This window comes from Cyclobacterium amurskyense (assembly GCF_001050135.1).
Taxonomy (GTDB): Bacteria; Bacteroidota; Bacteroidia; order Cytophagales; family Cyclobacteriaceae; genus Cyclobacterium; species Cyclobacterium amurskyense.
Genome location: NZ_CP012040.1, coordinates 6,061,649 through 6,082,082, shown reverse-complemented (window position 1 = coordinate 6,082,082; position 20,434 = coordinate 6,061,649). Strand labels below are relative to the sequence as shown.

Genomic DNA, 20,434 nt, shown 5'->3' with positions numbered 1-20,434 from the left:
CTTTTTTTACAAAAAATAAAGTGTCCGTAAAAAATCAAATTTCGTTTCAAACGGACTTTAAATTTTTACAAAATCGAAATTTTAAAGTTAAAATCAAATTCATTATTTAAATTAATTCTTATGATGCAAATAGTTTTTTGGATAGCGATAGGAATAGTTGCCTATACTTTTTTAGGTTATGGCATTGTGATAGCCATACTGGTAAAATTGAAAGGATTTTTTGTCAAAAAATTAAATCCCAACAACAATGAATTTTTGCCTAATGTTACACTTGTAGTTCCTTGTTATAATGAGGCAGATATAATAAAAGACAAGGTGCTTAATTCTTTGGGACTGGAATACCCAAAGGAGCGGTTAGAAATTGTTTTTATTACTGACGGTTCCAATGATCATTTTAGAGAAGTATTGCAGGAATTTCCGCAAGTCAAATTGCTTCATGATGATAGGAGAGCAGGTAAAACAGCCGCTGAAAACAGGGCTATGAAGTTTATTAATAGTCCAATCGTGGTTTTTACTGATGCGAATACAATACTTAATAAATCTGCCATTAAAAACATTGTCAGACACTTTAGCAATGAAAAAGTAGGTTGTGTTTCCGGTGAAAAAAGAGTGTTGGTAGAACAAGAAGATTCTGCCAGTTCCGCCGGAGAAGGTATGTATTGGAAATATGAATCCTTTCTAAAGAAAATGGATTCAAATCTTTATTCAGCAGTGGGTGCAGCAGGAGAGTTGGTCGCTTTCAAAACAGCCCTTTACCAGGACTTGCCAGAGGATACTATTTTGGATGACTTTATGCAATCTCTTTTGATTGCTTCAAAGGGTTATAGGATTGTTTATGAGCCTGATGCTTATGCCATGGAAACTGGTTCAGACTCTACTGGAGAAGAGCTTAAACGTAAGGTTAGAATCAGCGCTGGAGGTTGGCAGTCCATGAAAAGATTGTTTTTTAAAATTACTCCTTTTAATCATCCAGTATTGTTTTTTCAATACCTCTCTCATAGGGTTCTTAGGTGGACAATAACCCCTTTCTTGTTGGTGTTTATATTTGTAGCCAATTTTTTTCTATTAAACCATGGTCTTATTTATCAACTGCTAATGGTCAGTCAACTGTCTTTTTACGCAGCAGCACTGCTTGGATATTTTTTGGAAAGTCGAAAACTTAGGATTAAGGTATTATTTGTTCCCTTTTACTTTTGCATGATGAACTATGCGGTGGTTGCAGGTTTGCTCCGCTTTTTAAAAGGAAGTCAAAAAAGCACATGGGAAAAAGCCAAACGGAAAAGTTGAGTTTAACTTAATGACATTGAGTTAGATAGGTGGGGTAGGGAGTTTTTAAGTGCTTCGATGAGCGATTTTATAAACTAAGGAATTAACCCTGTCTATTCCATTTAAACCCAGAGGTAAATTAAGTCTTCTGGGGAGCGTATTTTTCTGGATTTATTTGGAGCCCAAATAAAAATGTTGTTTTATTGTTTGATTAAGCAAACATACAATACCCAAAACCATGAAAAAACTGCTATTTCTTTTGTTAATAACCTTACCCTCCTTTTTAAATGCTCAACAATTGCCAATTCCATCCGCTGTTTTTGAGTGGAAAATGTTACCAGCTTATGCAGAAGTAGGGACGGAAATAAGACCAATCGTCGATGGGCCCACTGAAACTTTGGATAATTTCCGAGTCAATCACTATAAACTCAGCCAAGGGAAAAGTATTTCCATTAAGAAAGGGGATGAAAAATTGATTTTAATAGGTTCTGGCAAACTTCAGATCAATCAGGGTGGAAACATTAATCAACTTGAAAGTAGGAGTGTGGCTTGGGTACCAAATGACAAGACGGTTAAAATCCAGCATTTGGGAGATGAAACCACTTCATTTTTTGTAATAGAATTGGAGGCCGATAAGGTGGGAGAGGATTTTAAGCCCGATGTGAATTCCCTGACAAGCTATGATTATCAAAAGTTACCATTTAAGAAAAGTGCTAAAGGAGGAAGAAGAGATGTTGCTAGAGGACCTACACCTACTTTGCAAGAGTTGGAAATGCACATTACCACTTTAAACGAAGGAGAAAAAAGTCACGATCCTCATCAACATGCTGATGAAGAAATAATTGTGGTGCTCCAGGGAGAAGTAGAAGAGATGGTTAATGGCGTCCCGTATCTGCTTGGACCGGGCTCTCTTATCTATTTGCATGCCATGGATTCGCACGGCATACGGAATGCAGGAAAAGGGGCTTGTGAATATTATGCTATTCGTTGGATTACAAAAAATACTGGAAAGTAACTATCTGTGTAGTAGAATTAAGGAATAGCACATTTTTTTATTTAAATCTTATTAGACTATATTGTCTTTCTAAATCTATATTAAATATAATAAATTACTCCCTTCACTTTTCATTACTAATGGAGGATACTAGTACCAACAAGCAATAATCCCATGGGTATGCTGAGGAATCATACAGACAATAATTTGCTAATTTCCCTTAAACAAGGGGACATGGCTGCATTTAATGAATTGTATTTTCGGTATTCCAAGAGGTTAATGGCTTTTTCATTCACTTTTTTTGCAGATCAACAATTGGCTGAGGAGGCGGTACAGGAGATTTTTGTAAGGGTTTGGGAACGCAGGAAAAAACTAGATGAAACAAAATCATTTAAAAGCTATCTTTTTCAAGCCGTAAAATTCTATATGTATAATTATATACGAGATAGAAAAAAGGATTGTAGCCTTGATGTTTTATCTGATGATAATGTGATAGGTGCAAGAAATCAAGAAGATGACTTTACCTATAATGAAATGGAAGGCATGGTGATGGAGCTAATAGAAAAGCTTCCTAAAGTGCAGAAAGAAGTATTTAAATTGAATAAATTGAAAGGGATGAACAGTGAGCAAATCGCTCACCATATGAAGTTGTCAAAAAGGACCATTGAGCATCATATTTATCTGGCTTCAAAATCATTGAAAAAAAACCTTCTCGAGAACCCCACCCTAAGTTTATTGATTTTCGCCAATATTTCCTTTTGATAGGCTTGTTTCTTTTTGTAGGATTCAAGTGTGTTTTTCACAAGCTTATAGCTGTATCGTTTTTTTTTAAGTTTTTTTTGGTTCCGGTTAAGTAAATGCCAGGGTTGATGGTTTATATATCAAATTACAATAAACCCAATTGGAACGAGATATTATTATAAAATTTTTAAATCGAGCAGCCAACGCTGAGGAAAAGAGACAAGTGTTGGAATGGTTAGAACAACCTGGTGCCAAAAAGGCCTTTGATGAGCTATTAAAATCAGAGTGGGAGATTAGCCTTACCCGAGAGAAGGATGAAACAGACTACAAAAAACTCCTTCATCAAATACATATTAGAACATTAGGAACCAAAGAGAAAAAACAAGCAAATACAATTTTTCCTTGGTCAAAGATTTTTAGAATAGCGGCAAGCTTTGCCCTATTGGTAGGGTGTATTTTTTTTATTAAGAACGGGCTCGACTATGGAAAGGAAACCAACGGTTTAGCGGAAAATAGAATTCAAAGAAGCACCGGTGTTGGAGAAAAACTGACTCTTAAACTTCCTGATGGTTCCACAATCGTATTGAACGGTAATTCCAGCATAAGTTTTTCATCCACATTTGGGAGAGTAAATCGCCATGTTCAATTGGATGGAGAAGCCTACTTTCAGATAGCCAAAGATAGTTTAAAGCCTTTTCAAGTCCTGACCGAAGGCATGCTTACAACAGCTTTAGGTACAGCGTTTAATGCCTTTGCCAGAGATGGATTGTATTCAGTGGCACTTACTGAAGGACGAGTGGCAATAGAAGCCACCGACAAAACAGTTGAGTTGAGCCCAGGCCAAATTGTCATTTTAGACAAGCGAGAAAATTTGCCAGCATTCAATATAAGCACCTTCAATTATATAGAAATAATGGGATGGAAAGAAGGGATTTTAGACTTTGATAGAGTTCCATTAGGTTCCATTCTAGATGACCTGGCCAACTGGTATGATGTTAAAATTAAAATTGAAGATGGAATCGACGTGAATAGGAGAGTCATTGGAACTTTTCGCAATAAAAACCTTAGCGATGTACTTACTGGGCTTGGGTTTTCTATGGGATTTGAATTTACTATAGACAAAAATCAAGTTGGGATAAAAAAAAATAGCCTATGAAATAAAATAAAATGCAGGGCAAATCTCGCATCGCCAAATGAAAAGATTTACCCTGCTGATCTTAAATCTTAAACTTTAAAATCATTTAAAATTATGAAAAGAAAACTACTGTACCTAATAAAAATGGTATCTAAAAACCTATTGTATGGCCTGCTGATGCAGTGTTTGTTTATGACAACATTAGCTGCTCATGAGATCAATGCACAGATCAGGCCCATAGATAAATCCTATGTAAGACTAAACAAAGTCCAATGGGATTTGGCGGAGATATTCCAAAAAGTGGAAAATTCTACCGATTATCAATTTGTGCTTCCTGAAGAAATTCTAGACAAAAACCCAAAATTAGACTTAAAAAATAAGAGACAATCGGTCAATGATCTTTTGATGGACATTGCAGTCTCTGCAAAGCTCAAATTTAAGCAGGTTGATAATTCCATATATGTGGCGAGTGTTACAGATGATGTTAGCGCTAGGAAAATTGAAATTTCGATTGAAGAAAGGCCTATTAAAGGAAAGGTGGTTGACAGTAAAGGAATAGGAATCCCAGGAGCCACTGTATTGATACAAGGAACCAATATGGGGACAGCCACTGATATTGATGGTAACTTTTCTTTAGAAGTTCCGGACAATGCGGTGTTGATTTTTTCTTTTATTGGCTATGAGCAACAAATTGTTTCTGTAGGAAACCAAAGCGAGGTCAATATTACGATGACCGAAGACCTATCTTCCTTAGATGAAATAGTTGTTGTCGGTTACGGAACGCAGAAAAAAGTGAACCTAACAGGAGCGGTAAGCTCTATTACCTCCAAAGAAATTGTCAATCAACCCGTTGGGCAAACTTCAATGGCTTTGCAAGGGATTGCTCCTGGAGTTACAGTGACGCAGCGAAGTGGTCAGCCAGGTAGTGATGGAGGTTCCATCCGGATTAGAGGTATAGGTACATTGGGTGACTCCAACCCACTAGTGATGGTAGATGGGATAGAGACAAGCCTTAATAATGTAGACCCAAATGAAATTGAAAGCATTTCTATATTAAAGGATGCTTCTTCGGCTGCCATTTACGGTGCCCGTGCGGCCAATGGTGTAGTCTTAATTACAACCAAAAGAGGTGTAGAAGGAGTGAGGGTAAACTACAATATGTATGCTGGTTTCCAGGTACCTACCCAGCTTCCAAATATCGTAGGGGCAATAGATCATATGGAAATGGCCAATGAGGCTTTTACCAATATAGGCAATGATCCACAATATACAGATGAGTTTATTGCGGCTTACAAAGCAGGAATGCCTTCTGATCAGTATCCTAACACAGATTGGCAAGGCATCACCATGAGTAATTCTGCCTTTATGCAAAATCACAACATGAGCATTAATGCCGGAAGTGAAAAGGCCAAACTATTTGCCTCTGTTAGTTACCTGGATCAGCAAGGAATAATCCCAAACACGAGCTTTAACAGGTTCAATTTGAGGCTAAATTCAGATATCAAAGTGTCTGATCGTTTAACACTTTCTACAGATATATTTCTACGACGAGCTTACCAAACAGAACCATCCAGTGGCACAGGTTATGTTTTTCACTGGATGAGAAGAATTCCTTCAAACGAAGTAGGTATATTGTCCAATGGGAGATATGGAGAAGGATGGAATGGGGATCATCCACTGGCAAGATCTAAAGATGGTGGACTAAAAACAGGGGAAAGCTTAGATGCCATTCTAAACTTCCGCTTGAATTATAAAATTACAGACTGGCTCAATGCAGAAGTAATGTATGCACCAAAGTTTTGGAACCCTCATACCAAATCTTTCTCCAATATCACGCAAACCTATGCCAGAGATGGTGAAACGCCAACTCATTTTGTTCCCCAAAGAAATTCTTTGTCGGAGAGTTATACTAGAGAATGGTACAATAATATTCGTGCAATTGTAACTTTTGACCGTACTTTCAATGAATTGCATACCCTTGGGGTGACAGCAGGGTATCAGCAGGAAGACCAAACCAATAAGTGGATTTCTGCTTATAGGGAAGTTTTCCCTTTGCCTCAATACGAGCAGATAAACGCTGGAAACAGGGCCAATGAAAGAACCGGAGGAGCAGCCTCCCATTGGGCTTTGCAGTCTGTATTTGGTAGGGTAACTTATAATTTTGACGAGAGGTATTTGTTAGAAGGAAATGTCAGAAGAGACGCCTCCTCGAGATTCGCAGAAGGAAACAGGTCAGGTATTTTCCCTTCCTTTTCTGCTGGTTGGAGAATTTCTGAAGAAAGTTTCATGCAGGATTATTCAGGTACTGTTGATCAATTGAAACTTCGTGCTTCCTGGGGTCAACTAGGAAACCAAAATATAGGTCTTTATCCTTTTGCTGCTTTTATGTCATTGGGTGGAAGTGCTCAGGATTATGTCTTTGGCGGTGCAAATGCACCTGGTGCAGCGCTGAACAGTATGGCTAATTCCACAATTAAATGGGAGACCACAGAAACAACAGATATAGGACTTGAGTTTAACCTCTGGGGTAAATTAGATGTGTCTGCTGATTACTATGTAAGAAGAACGAAGGACATACTTTTGGCTTTAAATATACCTCAGACCATAGGTCTTAGTGCACCTTTCCAAAATGCTGGTGAAGTTGTAAATAAAGGCTTTGAATTGATGGTTAATTATCGTAATAAGATAGGCGACCTTAACTACAGTGTTATGCTGAATTATTCTGATGTTCGCAATGAAATTGTGGACATGAGAGGAATCGAAAACACAGGACTGACAGTAAATAGAGAAGGTTATCCTATAGGTTCTTTCTTCGGTTATATAGATGAAGGCTTGTTTCAGTCTCAGGAAGAAGTAGACAATCATGCGGATCAGTTTGGCAATATTGCCCCAGGTGATATCAAGTATAAAGATGTTGATGGTGATGGAATGATCAATGACCGTGACCTTGCTGTGATAGGAAGTCCTATTCCCAGACATACCTTTGGAGCACGTTTCAATGCTGATTATAAAGGATTTGATCTATCCATCTTTTTACAAGGAGTAGGCAAAGCCGACGGGTATTTGTTTGGTCAGGGAATCATGCCTTTTTATTTGGGGGGAACAGTACAAGAACAACACAAAGACCATTGGACACCTACCAATACGGATGCCGCATATCCTAGATTGGCCTGGAACCAGACCAACAATGAGCAAAACTCAAGTTTTTGGATGAGAAATGCAGCTTATTTAAGAGGTCAAAACATTCAGTTAGGATATTCATTTTCTGAAGATGCTTTAGCACCACTCAATATTCAGGGAATAAGGATCTACCTAAGTGGTAGAAATCTTTTTACCATTCATAATTTTTATGAAGGTTATGATCCAGAAGCACCTGTTAGTAATGGTGGTTGGTATCCGCAAATGGCTACTTATACTATGGGTTTGAATGTTAATTTCTAAACACTGAGAACTGATGAAAAAGATAATTATATATACAATATTGATACCTGCTTTACTATTTTCTTCAGCATGTAATGAAGAATTTCTAGAGCGGTTGCCACTGGATTCCCCTTCTAGTGAGACGTATTTTGCCAACGAAACTGAATTGGAGATGGCAGTTACCGGAGTTTACAACAGACTATGGTATTTCCCTGTAGGTATAGCCTGGTTTTTATCTTTCGATTTTGCCTCAGATGATGGCTGGGATCGAAATGGAAGTGATTTGCAAGCCCTTGGTAGAGGTGAACAAAATGCAGACAATGGCTACACCAATGGTTTTTGGTCACATTTCTACAGAGGAATTAACAGGGTGAATTTCATAACCTCAAAGGGAGACCATTTGAGGCAAGAAATGGATCCGGCAAAATACGACAGACTTGTAGGAGAAGCGAGGTTTCTCAGGGCGTATTTTTATGCTTACCTGACAGAGCTCTATGGGGATGTGCCTTTGGTGACAACTAATCTATCACTAGAGGAATCGCAGACCCCTAGGTCTTCGAAAGAAGCAGTGATTGATTTTGTTCTTTCAGAGTTAAATGAAATTAAGGATCAACTTCCAATGAATGCTGCTGAGAAAGGAAGGGTCACCAAAGGTGTGGCACTTGCTTTGATATCCAGAGTGGCATTATGGAATGAAAGATGGCAAGAATCAGCAGCAGCGGCAAAAGAACTGATGGATGCTAATGCCTATCAAATTGATCCTGACTATGAGGGGATGTTTACCTTTGCAGGAGACAATTCTAGTGAAGTAATCATGCGAATTCAATACTTAAGAGGAGTTGCAACGCACAATATGCCAAGAAATTTTTGGTCTAGAATGGCCCTTGGGCATTCCAATAAAAAACCTCCTCAGGACATGGTAGATACCTATGATTGTATAGATGGATTGCCCATTGATGAATCTCCACTATTCAATCCTCAAAGTCCTTTTGAAAATAGAGACCCTAGATTGAACTATACCTTAGTAGTACCGGGCTCGCGATTGGTAAACTGGATTTATGAAACCCATAGGGACAGTACCATGACTTGGGAATTCAGAGGAAATGAGAAGATTAGAGTGCCTAATATAGAAGCTGCACACGCTTATGCATCCTTTACAGGCTATTTATACAGAAAACACATAGACGTAGCCAATTATCCTACAGATGTGGGGTCGACAGATCAAAACCTTACCATTTTCAGGCTTGGAGAGGTGTTGCTGAATTATGCAGAGGCAAAAGTAGAGTTAAATCAACTTGATGAAACTGTTTATAATGCTCTAAATGCAATCCGTGGAAGAGAATCTGTACAAATGCCAGCCATTGAAGGTGGTAAAACTCAGGAAGAATTGAGAAACATTGTACGTAAAGAAAGGAGGCATGAACTGGGAATGGAAGGTTTTAGGTATTTTGATATAAGAAGGTGGAGAGTTGCAGAAGACATCATGCCTGGTCCATATAGAGGAAGAGTCAATAGATACGGTGGAGGCGGATGGTTAAGTGAAGCCCCAATGATCGACGAAATGGGTACTCCTAACTATGACAATATCAGCAATGCTGATGAAATGGTTGTTGTGGAAACCAGAGCATTTAATCCTGAAAGAGATTATTTGTGGCCTATTCCTAGAATAGAACTAGAAACCAATACAGCATTGACTCAAAATCCAAATTACTAATTAGGATTTGAAAGGGTAAATTGATGATAATCAATTCATTATGAATTTCCTGCTCCATTTATAATTTAGGTGGAGCAGGACAATTTACTTTTTTATAACTTGCTAAGGGTATACGAATGCCAAAATCCTAGCAATTATTGAAATTCAAACCTATTGTATTTTATTCCATTTCATATTGGAGTTAATATCACCAATGGAATGGAAGTTCTATGTAAGTAAAATCTTAAAAAAGGAATTATTCACTATTTTAGGCTTGAGGTAAGTTTTTTTACAATTGTAAGGAAGGATTTCGAAGAGATTGACATTGAGAAGGAATTGTAGCAATTTCAATTAATAGTAAGTAAAATTATTTTATAAAATAATAATAATTGATTGGCAGAATGAGAATTATACAGATTGTTACGTTGGTTTTTGCCTACATGCTTATGTCCTGCGGTGCTGAGGAGAAGGAGGAATTAACGGAACCTTTACCTAATATACTGTTTATTTTCGCGGACGATCTGGGCTACGGAGATTTGGGCGTATACAATCCTAACTCAAAAACGTTAAGCCCTAACCTCGATCAATTGGCAATGGAGGGAATTCGGTTTTCTGAAGCTTATTGTCCTGTATCAGTTTGTTCTCCTAGTCGCTATGCGCTGATGACAGGAGAGTACCCTTGGAGAAGTTGGAAAAAGTCTGGAGTAATGGCAAATTATGAACCTTCTATGATTGAAGAAGGGATGCTAACCTTACCTCAGATGCTTCAGAATGCGGGCTATCATACAGCCGGATTTGGAAAATGGCATTTAGGCACTACTTTCCCCACAAATGATGGAGAGCCTCCAGTTGGATATGGGAAATTTCAAGATGACCAGAATGGTGCTAATATTGATTTTACCAAGCCATTAAGTGATGGGCCTTTGGATAGAGGGTTTCAGCATTGGTTAGGTTTCAGTTGTGCCAGTGAATGTTGGATATTTGAAGACAAACAGGTAGTAGGGGCACTTATACACGATTTGTACACGATTGAAGCTGCTACAGGAATCGAAAACCTCAATAAAATTCCCTTGCAGGGATTTTTGCCTTATATCACAAAAGAAAGCATTAATTATCTACAAGAATTCAAAAAAAGCGGTAGCGAAGAACCATTTTTTCTTTACTACTCGCCTTATGTTCCACATATTCCTTTGGCCGTGGATCAGGAGTTTATAGGCAAAACAGATGCTGGTCTTTATGGGGATTATGTGTTTGAGTTGGATTACTATGTTGGTCAAATATTAAAAGAACTAGACCTTCTCGGATTAAGAGAGAATACGCTAATAATTTTTGCCAGTGACAATGGATCGCAGTTTATTGCCACAAGTCCGGAAGATGACAAAGAGCAAGTAACAAATAGTCCAAAGGATGTGAAGAAGGAAATAAATCCAGATTCACACCGACCCAACTTCCCTTTCAGGGGAACCAAATGGTCTGTTTATGAAGGAGGAGTACGTACGCCTTTGATAGCAAGTTGGGCAGGTAAAATCCCAAAAGGACAGGTGAGCAATGAACTTATTGGGCTTAATGATATTTTGCCAACTTTAGCGGCCCTGGTGGGGGAGACATTGTCTGAAGATTCGGCTATAGATGGGCATAACCTATTGTCAGCTTTTTATGGCAGTAAGGTGACTTCAGGAAATAGGGAATCAATAGTGGTCCGGGGCAGTGGGAATGCATATGGTTTGCGTGAAGGGAAATGGAAAGTGCTTGGGAAATATCCGTTTGTTTCACCCGTGGAATTGTACAACCTAGAAAAAGATCCTGGTGAAACCAATGATCTTGCTATGGAAAATCCTGAAATAGCTGAAAAATTATTAAATCAATTGAACGACCATTTAAACTCAGCCATTATTGCAGATAATTAACAGGTCTAATTTTGCTTTTGTCCTTTGGGTCTTCCCATTTTACAACTTTAAAAAAAGAATTAATAACTTATAACCAAAGACTGGAATAGTAACCAAAAAGGATACATTCCTTAAATCTAAACATTATGAAGCAACTGTTTACAGCATTACTACTGCTTTTTACCTCCTGGATTGCTTATCCATCGCAGGGGCAAAATACCTCTTATGATCTGGTCGTTTATGGAGGTACTTCTGGAGGTGTCGCTGCAGCCATTCAAATGGCTAGAATGGGGAAATCTGTAATTCTTATTGAACCTTCAAATCATTTAGGGGGCTTAACCACTGGAGGTTTAGGGGCTACAGATATTGGGAATAAAGATGTAATAGGTGGTATTTCCTTGGAATTCTACCAAACTATCAAGGCTTACTATGACAATCCAGAGGCATGGAAATATGAGGATAGGCTAGATTATTTAAGGAGGCCGGATCAAACAAGATCCAACGAAGGAGAAGAGGCCATGTGGACTTTTGAACCTTCAGTAGCAATGAAAGTCTATAAAAAGATGTTGGCGGAGGAAAATATAGTGGTCCTTATGAATAAACGCCTCAATAGGGCAACTGGAGTCAAGACCAACAACAATAGAATTACCTCCATTACAATGGAAAGTGGAGAGACTTATTCAGGTAAAATGTTTATAGATGCTACTTATGAGGGAGATTTGATGGCAGCTTCAGGTGTGAGCTATACTACTGGTAGAGAAGCCAATAGTCAGTATGGAGAAACCCTTAATGGTGTGCAAGCCAATTTTTATAACCTTACCCTTAAAGGGAATGTTTCCAGAAATGCCATCCACCATAATTTCGTGCCAGGTGTTGACCCTTATGTGGTAAAAGGTGACCCATCTAGTGGGTTATTACCATTTATTATTGAAGGAGGACCTGGATTAGATGGCACTGCAGACAAAGGGATCCAAGCTTACTGTTATCGTATGACCTTAACCAACCATTCTGAGAACAGGATTCCATTCGAGAAACCTGCAAATTACAATGAACTTGAATATGAGTTGTTGTTTAGGAATTATGAAGCAGCCAATGGGCCAATAGAAAAAATGTACCATTATGGGGATCCATTGGTGCCTTGGATCAATACACCAATGCCCAACAAAAAGACGGATACAAACAATCAAAAAGGGTTTTCAACAGACTTTATAGGTCAAAATTTCGATTATCCTGAGGCAAGTTATGCGGATAGGGAAGCGTATAGTCAAAGGCAATTGGAGTACCAACAAGGGCTAATGTGGTCATTGGCTTACCATCCAAGAATTCCCAAAAAAGTGAGAGATGTTGTGTCAAAATGGGGGATGACAAAAGATGAGTTTAAAGATAGAAATGGTTGGACACCTCAGCTGTATGTAAGAGAAGCAAGGAGAATGGTAAGTGATTATGTCGTTACTCAGGCTGATTGTGAAGGATTGGTTCCGCAGGTAAAAGATGGAGTAGGTATGGGCTCTTATGGGATGGATTCTCACATGGTACAACGTTATGTAGACCATAATGGCTATGTACAAAACGAGGGTAACTTTGAAGCCAGAGGTTTGACGGCCTACCCAATTTCTTACAGGTCAATTGTACCTAAAAAAGGAGAAAAAGAAAACCTGTTGGTGCCGGTTTGTATTAGTGCCACGCATGTTGCTTTTGGATCAGCTAGAATGGAACCTGTATTTATGGTTTTGGGCCAATCTGCAGCCACTGCTGCTGCCTTAGCCATCGATCATCAGGTTGCAGTTCAGGACCTTGATTATAATTTATTGGTAGAAGTTCTACGTAAAGACAAGCAGATTTTAGAATATCAGAAATAAGTATAAGTAGAATTCCCTTTGTTGAAGCAAGCCTTAGCTTGGCTTAATTGTATTCTGCATTACTGTAAATTGTATTGTTATATTGCATTTAAACTAATAAAAGCAAATAGTTATGCCAATTGAACCCAAAAACCACAGAAGATCTTTTTTGAAAAAGTTATCTACATCCACTGCCTTGGCAGTGGGTGCACCGATAGCCATTGCGAATGCCTCTAAGGGATTTGAATCATCAACCTACCTTGACTTAGTAAAGAGAAAAGCGGTGTCTGCCAATGACAAAATCCGAGTAGCTGTCATAGGTACTGGAGGCATGGGTATAGGTGATGCCAATACAGCTTTGATGGTGGATGGAGTTGAAATTGTGGCAGCTTGTGACTTGTACGATGGAAGACTTGTTCGCGCTAAAGAACTTTGGGGGGCTGATTTATTTACCACCAAAGACTATAGAGAGATTTTAGAAAGAAGTGATGTGGATGCTGTCATCAATGCGACCACTGATCATTGGCACCAAAAAGTGTGTTTGGATGCCATGGAAAAAGGCAAACATGTCTATTGCGAAAAACCAATGGTACAACGTTCTGCTGATGGTCACAGCATCATCGACATGCAGAAAAAAACCGGAATGGTATTTCAAGTAGGTAGTCAATATGTGAGTTCCATCATTCATGCAAAGGCAAAGGAACTAATAGCTGCAGGAGAAATTGGAGAAATCAACTTTGCTGAAGCACAAATTGACCGACACAGTGCAAGAGGAGCTTGGCAATATACAGTGCCATTGGATGCCTCCGAGGAAACAGTCGATTGGGATACTTATCTAGCCAATGCCCCAAAAAGAGATTGGGATCCACTTCGTTTTTTCAGGTGGAGAAACTACCAGGATTATGGCACAGGGGTAGCGGGTGATTTATATGTGCACATGCTTTCCATGCTACATTTTGTGACAGGATCTAAGGGGCCTGAAAGGGTTCAGGCTACCGGAGGTTTGAGATACTGGAAAGATGGAAGAGATGTGCCTGATCTACATTTGGGATTATTTGATTATCCTAAATCGGATGCCCATCCTGCATTTAACTTATCATTGAGAACCAATCTTGTAAGTGGTGGAGGAAATAATTTTCTGTTCAGAATAGTGGGTTCGGAAGGAGACATTACGATTGATTTTAATGGCTTAAAATTACGCAAAACACCTTTCCCTAAAGATCCTGGAATGTCCTTAAACAGCTTCCCGGAGGCCATGCAAGAGGCACTCAAAGCTGCTCACAGTAAAAAATACCCTCAAAAAGCTGAAATGGTAGGGCCTTCTGAATTTGAATTTAAGGTACCTTCTAACTATAAGGGAGACAGGTATGAGCATTTTGTCAATTTCTTTGAATCCATCCGTCATGGGAAGCCTGTTGTGGAGGATGCTGTTTTTGGACTTCGGGCTTCAGGCCCAACTGAAGCAGGAAATATCAGTTATTTCCAAAAGAAAATAGTCGGATGGGATCCTGAAAACATGAAGCTAAAAGACGCTTAAAGGAAATTGAGAATAATCTTTGGGCTTAAGTAGGAATCCATGCTACAACTGAAAGTAAAATGGTTATATAGATTATTAATCAAGCTCAAGATTTTAGAAAAATAATACGTAAAATTTAATAAATAAGCATTTAACTAATTGAAACAATGAAAAAAACAGGGATTTTAAAGATTGTGTTGTTAAACCTTTCTTTGCTTTTCGTTTTTATGGCCTGTGGTCCAGTAACTGAGCAGGAAGAAACAACAGATGTAATTGTATATGGAGGTACATCTGGAGCCGTAACAGCTGCTATCCAAGCAAAGAAAATGGGCAAATCAGTAATAATGATTTCTCCAGACAAGCATTTAGGAGGTTTGACGGCCGGAGGTTTAGGCTGGACGGATACAGGAAAAAAAGAGGTGATAGGAGGCCTTTCCCGTGAATTTTACCAACGTGTATATGAAAAATATACAGAAGATGGTGCCTGGAAATGGGAAGCTCAATCTGATTTTGGAAACAAAGGTCAGGGCACTCCTGCTATAGATGGAGAATTTAGAACCATGTGGATTTTTGAACCTCACGTGGCTGAGGAAGTCTATGACGAATGGATTGAGGAATTAGGAATTGAAGTCCTTAGAGATGAATGGTTGGACAGAGAAAGTGGAGTTACCGTTGAAAACGGAAAAATCACTGCTATTCGTACATTGAGTGGCAAGGAATTCAAAGGTAAAATGTTTGTAGATGCCACCTATGAAGGAGATTTGATGGCAGCTGCCGGGGTGAGTTACCATGTAGGAAGAGAAGGAACAAGTGTATATGGTGAGGATTGGAATGGGGTGCAGACGGGTGTTTTTCACCACAAGCACCATTTCAAAGCAGTAGATCAACCGATAGATCCTTATATTATTCCTGGTGACCCTTCCTCAGGTTTGCTTCCTAAAATCAGTGGTGAGGACCCAGGTGTTAAAGGTGAAGGAGACAATAAGGTTCAGGCTTATTGCTTTAGAACCTGTATGTCTATAAATCCAGACAATCAGGTTCCTTTCCCAAGACCTGACAATTATGATTCTACCCAATATGAATTGCTAGGTCGGATTTTTGATGCAGGATGGACACAATGGTTCGGTAAATTTGACATGATCCCTAACAAAAAAACAGATACCAATAATCATGGACCATTTAGTTCTGACAATATTGGGATGAATTATGATTATCCTGAAGCGAGTTACGAAAGAAGGCGAGAAATCATAAAGGAACATGAGGACTATCAAAAAGGACTACTGTATTATGTAGCCAATGACCCAAGAGTACCCAAAGAAACCCAGGATGAATTTAAAAAATGGGGCTTGGCCAAGGATGAGTTTACAGACAACGGTAACTGGCCGCATCAAATTTATGTAAGAGAAGCCAGAAGAATGGTTGGCAAATATGTCATGACGGAAAATGAGTTATTACAGAAAAGACCAACTCCTGAATCAGTAGGAATGGGATCCTATACCATAGATTCACATAATATTCAACGTTATGTGGATGAGAATGGGCATGTCCAAAATGAAGGAGACGTGGGAGTTCCATTGCCACAACCTTATGAAATTTCCTATGGTTCTTTGGTACCTAAAGCAGACGAAATTCAAAATCTAGTGGTACCTGTGGCAGTTTCTGCAAGTCATATTGCTTTTGGCTCCATTCGAATGGAACCAGTATTTATGATTTTAGGGCAATCTGCGGCCACAGCAGCTGTTATGGCTATGGATGAAGGCATCAGTGTACAAGAGCTTCCTTATTCTTCTTTAAGAACGAAACTTCTTGAAGATGGTCAAGTATTGACTTTAGCTGATAAAATTAATTAAGCATAAAGCTTTGTGTTAAGTCAAGTATTGACTTAATGAATTTGAGTGTTTCAATAGTAGGCAATAAGGTACCGATAACTTTATAATGTTTGCAGTACCTATTGCTTACTTTTGTCTACTTTAGACTGCTATGTAATTGTTGAAGTTAAATAAATTCTGGGGCTATGAAACTTTCTAAATCCTTATTATTCCTGTGTATATGTACTTTTATGGCTTGTAAGTCAGAAGAAAAAGAACAAGACAGGCCTAATATTCTGATCATTTTATCTGATGATCAGGGATGGGGTGATTTAAGTTTCACTGGGAACCCAAATTTGAAGACACCAAATATTGATAGGTTGGGTGTTGAGGGGGTCAGTTTTGATCGTTTTTATGTGTCTCCGGTCTGTTCTCCTACCAGGGCAGAAATGCTTACTGGCAGGTACCATTTGCGTGGAGGGGTAAGTGGGACTTCGGCCGGGCAAGAACGATTGGACCTAGATGAAGTAACCTTTGCCGAAGTGCTAAAAAAATCAGGCTACGTAACAGGCGCTTTTGGTAAGTGGCACAATGGCATGCAACACCCTTACCATCCCAATGCCAGGGGGTTTGATGAGTTTTATGGCTTTTGTTCCGGACATTGGGGGGATTATTTTAGTCCACCGCTGGAACACAATGGTAAACCTGTTCAAGGTGATGGCTTTCTTGCCAATGACCTGACAGCAAAAGCCATGCAGTTTATTGAGGAAAATCAAGCGCATCCTTTTCTAGTTTACCTGCCCTTAAACACACCACATTCACCCATGCAAGTTCCCGATCGTTGGTACGACTCATTTGCTAAGAAGGAGCTTGATAGTCTAGTGCAGAACGAAGACCAGGAGTTTACAAAGGCAGCACTTGCCATGTGTGAAAACATCGATTGGAATGTGGGAAGAATAATGGACAAGTTGAAATCCCTTGACCTGGAGGAAAATACCATTGTAATTTATTTTAGTGACAATGGTCCGAATAGTTTTAGGTGGAATGGTGGAATGAAAGGCAGAAAGGGTTCTACAGATGAAGGAGGAGTTAGAAGTCCATTATTCATACAATGGAAAAGGACCATTCCAGGAGGTGAAGTGGTCGAAGAAATATCAAGTGCGATTGACCTGTTCCCAACTTTAATGGAGCTGCTAGGGATAGAACATAATTCGGAAAAGCCCTTCGATGGTAAAAGTTTAAAGCCACTTATATTCAATGAAGCCAGCAAGTGGGAGGATAGAATAATCTACAGACATTGGAATAACAGAACGAGTTTAAGAACCCAGAATTTTCTTCTGGATCATGAAGGAGCCTTGTTTGACATGGGAAAAGACCCATTTCAACAAAACCCTATTCAAGATCAAATGAAGGAATTAACTGCGGAATTAACAGCATCAAAAGCATCTTGGGAAAGAGAAATGGCTGAAGAAATGGACAAAAGTTCTAAGATCAGATCATTTACCCTGGGAGCACCTGGAGCAAAGTACACCCAAATGCCCGCCCGTGATGGTGAGGCTCATGGTCAGATTCAACGATCCAACCGGTTCCCCAATGACTCTTTTTTTACAAATTGGGTAAGTTTGGAAGACAGTATCACTTGGGATGTGGAGGTATTGGAATCAGGAAAATACCAGGTTGATTTATATTATACATGCCCTAAAATAGACATTGGCGCCACCTTTAGACTTCAGCTAGGAGAGAATTACCTAGATGGAAAAGTGGATATAGCCCATGATCCACCTCTCAAGGGGATGGAAAATGACAGGGTAGAGCGCATGGAATCCTATGTTAAAGATTTCAAACCCATATCATTGGGTGAAATAAACCTGGAAAGTGGAGAAGCCACTTTATCCATGAAAGCGCTTGAGATCCCTGGTAATCAGGTAATGGATTTAAGATTGATTGTATTCACCAAAACCAATTGAAAACAAGTAATGATAAGACAATTAAGTTATTTAGTAATAGGCTGTTTGATTTTATCAAGCCTGATTTTTTCTTGCTCAGGGCCTGAAGAAGCCAAAGAAAAAACCTATGATGTAGTCGTATATGGAGCCACATCTTCGGGGGTAATAGCAGCTTATACAGCGAAGAGTATGGGGAAATCAGTACTTCTGATTGAGCCTAGCATGCACCTTGGTGGTTTGACTACTGGTGGATTAGGCTACACTGATATAGGGAATAAATTTGCCGTAACTGGCTTATCAAGAGATTTCTATCGAAAACTTGGTGATCATTATGGGAAATTTGAGCAGTGGATATTCGAACCAAGTGTAGCTAAAGCTACCTTTCAAGAGTATTTGGACCGGGCAGGAATCACTGTTCAGTATGGGTTTAGAATCCAAAGTGCTGAGAATAAAGATGGATGGATAACCAAGATTTCTATTGAGAATGCCAATAACCCTTCAGAACCGGTGAGGGAAGTGTCAGGTAAAATGTTTATCGACGCTACCTATGAAGGTGACCTGATGGCAAAGTCTGGGGTAAGTTATGATATCGGTAGGGAATCCAATGAAAAATATGGGGAAACCTATAATGGCGTTCAATTAATGAATGGCCACCAGTTTCCTGACGGCGTTGATCCTTACAAAACTCCAGGAGATCCTTCAAGTGGTTTGCTTTGGGGTATAAGTGAGGAGCGTTTGGCGGAAGATGGCACAGAAGATGATAAAATTCAAGCCTATAATTACCGTATTTGCTTGACCAATGATCCTGACAATCGGATAGAAATTACGAAGCCGGAAGGTTATGATCCAGCCATGTTTGATTTATTGGTCAGACTCTTCGAAGCTCAACCTGAAAAAAGAAGCCTTGGGCAGTATTTTATCTGGAGTCGCATGCCAAATAACAAAACGGACATAAACAATAGGGGAGGTTTCTCTACAGATATGATTGGAATGAACCATGAATATCCAGAAGGAAGTTATGAAAAGCGGAAAGAAATCATAGATGCACACACGCTTTACACGAAATCTCTGCTTTACTTTTACAAAACTGACCCAAGGGTGCCAAAAGAACTTCAAGAGGCGATTCAGGAATGGGGTTATCCAAAAGATGAATATGTAGAAAATGGAAATTGGACTCCGCAATTGTATGTGAGGGAAGTACGGAGAATGATAGGAGAATATGTAATGACTCAAGCCAATTGTGTAGGAGAGGAAGTAGTAGAGGATGGTGTTGGAATGGCTGCCTACACCATGGATTCTCACAATATTCAGCGTGTGGTTGTAGAGAAGGATGGTAAGAAAATGGTGAAGAATGAAGGTAATGTTGAAATAGGTGGTTTTGGCCCATATCCTATTGCTTACAGGTCAATTATACCCAAGGCAAATGAAGCAAAGAACCTATTGGTACCGGTGGCACTTTCTGCAAGTCATATTGCTTATGGCTCGATTCGAATGGAGCCGGTATTTATGGTTTTAGGACAATCTGCTGCAGTGGCTGCAAGTTTGGCCTTGGATGAAGGGCAAGCTGTTCAGGAGGTATCCATTAAGAAGCTACAAGGAGAGCTTCACTCAAATCCATTGGCAAATGGAAGCACTGCTGAATTACTGGTGGACAATGATGATGAAGGTGTAGTTGTTACCGGAGATTGGGAGGTTCAAAATAGGCATGGATATGGTCCAACACTTTTGAAAAACGCAGGCAATGGCAACTCCATTAGTACAGTCCGTTTTAGTCCAAAAGTGGTAGAAAATGGTAAGTATGACATTTATGTCTATTTCTCAGGAACAGAGGATGCAACAAGTCAGACCAAAATTATTGTTTCTGATGGAAAATCAGAAAATGAGGTTTTTGTAAAAGAAACGGACATTAGAGTTGAAGGCCAAACAAGAGGAGAGTGGGTAAATGTAGGCGCTTATACCTTAGAAGCAGGTACGAATCCTTTTGTTATTGTTAGTACAGAAGGTGCAGATGGCACAGTTGTAGCTGATGCAGTACTATGGGTGCCTGAAAAATAATATTTTCACTGCTGTCTAAAAATTAAATTTATTTAACCAGTTTCATAAAGGTAAAACTTTTTGAAGCTGGTTTTTTTTTGTATTCTATTTGCCCTGTACAGATCAGAGCTGTACATAAGACTAGTATAGCTGATTT

Annotated in this window: 12 protein-coding genes; all 12 read left to right on the top strand. The window is 39.2% G+C overall.

All coding sequences use genetic code 11. From position 1 onward, the window contains the following. Positions 1–120: 120 nt before the first annotated feature. The 12 genes from CA2015_RS24095 (at position 121) to CA2015_RS24040 (ending at position 20,298) form a co-directional block, all read left to right on the top strand. Complete coding sequence (locus tag CA2015_RS24095; protein ID WP_205749791.1) at positions 121–1,287, top strand: glycosyltransferase family 2 protein; 1,167 nt, start codon at positions 121–123, stop codon at positions 1,285–1,287. 217 nt (positions 1,288–1,504) lie between these two features. Then, positions 1,505–2,281: a cupin domain-containing protein gene (locus CA2015_RS24090; protein WP_048644209.1), complete on the top strand. Its 777-nt coding sequence runs from the start codon at positions 1,505–1,507 to the stop codon at positions 2,279–2,281. Between the two features lie 159 nt (positions 2,282–2,440). Beyond that, the gene (locus tag CA2015_RS24085) at positions 2,441–3,022 is read left to right on the top strand and encodes an RNA polymerase sigma factor (protein ID WP_240477887.1); all 582 of its coding nucleotides are present in this window, start codon (positions 2,441–2,443) and stop codon (positions 3,020–3,022) included. A gap of 139 nt (positions 3,023–3,161) precedes the next feature. Beyond that, the gene (locus CA2015_RS24080) at positions 3,162–4,157 is read left to right on the top strand and encodes a FecR family protein (RefSeq protein WP_048644207.1); all 996 of its coding nucleotides are present in this window, start codon (positions 3,162–3,164) and stop codon (positions 4,155–4,157) included. 93 nt (positions 4,158–4,250) lie between these two features. After that, positions 4,251–7,577: a SusC/RagA family TonB-linked outer membrane protein gene (locus tag CA2015_RS24075; RefSeq protein ID WP_048644206.1), complete on the top strand. Its 3,327-nt coding sequence runs from the start codon at positions 4,251–4,253 to the stop codon at positions 7,575–7,577. Between the two features lie 13 nt (positions 7,578–7,590). After that, complete coding sequence (locus tag CA2015_RS24070) at positions 7,591–9,270, top strand: RagB/SusD family nutrient uptake outer membrane protein (RefSeq protein ID WP_048644205.1); 1,680 nt, start codon at positions 7,591–7,593, stop codon at positions 9,268–9,270. A gap of 380 nt (positions 9,271–9,650) precedes the next feature. Then, positions 9,651–11,156, top strand: a complete 1,506-nt coding sequence (locus CA2015_RS24065) for a sulfatase family protein (RefSeq protein WP_048644204.1) — start codon at positions 9,651–9,653, stop codon at positions 11,154–11,156. Positions 11,157–11,281: 125 nt separating this feature from the next. Next, a complete protein-coding gene (locus CA2015_RS24060) occupies positions 11,282–12,994 on the top strand; it encodes an FAD-dependent oxidoreductase (RefSeq protein ID WP_048644203.1) in 1,713 nt (570 codons plus the stop codon). Positions 12,995–13,106: 112 nt separating this feature from the next. Then, complete coding sequence (locus CA2015_RS24055) at positions 13,107–14,510, top strand: Gfo/Idh/MocA family protein (protein ID WP_048644202.1); 1,404 nt, start codon at positions 13,107–13,109, stop codon at positions 14,508–14,510. A gap of 146 nt (positions 14,511–14,656) precedes the next feature. Beyond that, complete coding sequence (locus tag CA2015_RS24050; protein WP_048644201.1) at positions 14,657–16,339, top strand: FAD-dependent oxidoreductase; 1,683 nt, start codon at positions 14,657–14,659, stop codon at positions 16,337–16,339. A gap of 164 nt (positions 16,340–16,503) precedes the next feature. After that, positions 16,504–18,264, top strand: coding sequence for an arylsulfatase (locus tag CA2015_RS24045; protein WP_053086747.1), 1,761 nt, complete (start codon positions 16,504–16,506; stop codon positions 18,262–18,264). Between the two features lie 9 nt (positions 18,265–18,273). Beyond that, positions 18,274–20,298 carry an FAD-dependent oxidoreductase gene (locus CA2015_RS24040; protein WP_048644199.1) on the top strand — a complete coding sequence of 675 codons (2,025 nt, stop codon included), beginning with the start codon at positions 18,274–18,276 and terminating at the stop codon, positions 20,296–20,298. Positions 20,299–20,434: the final 136 nt, after the last annotated feature.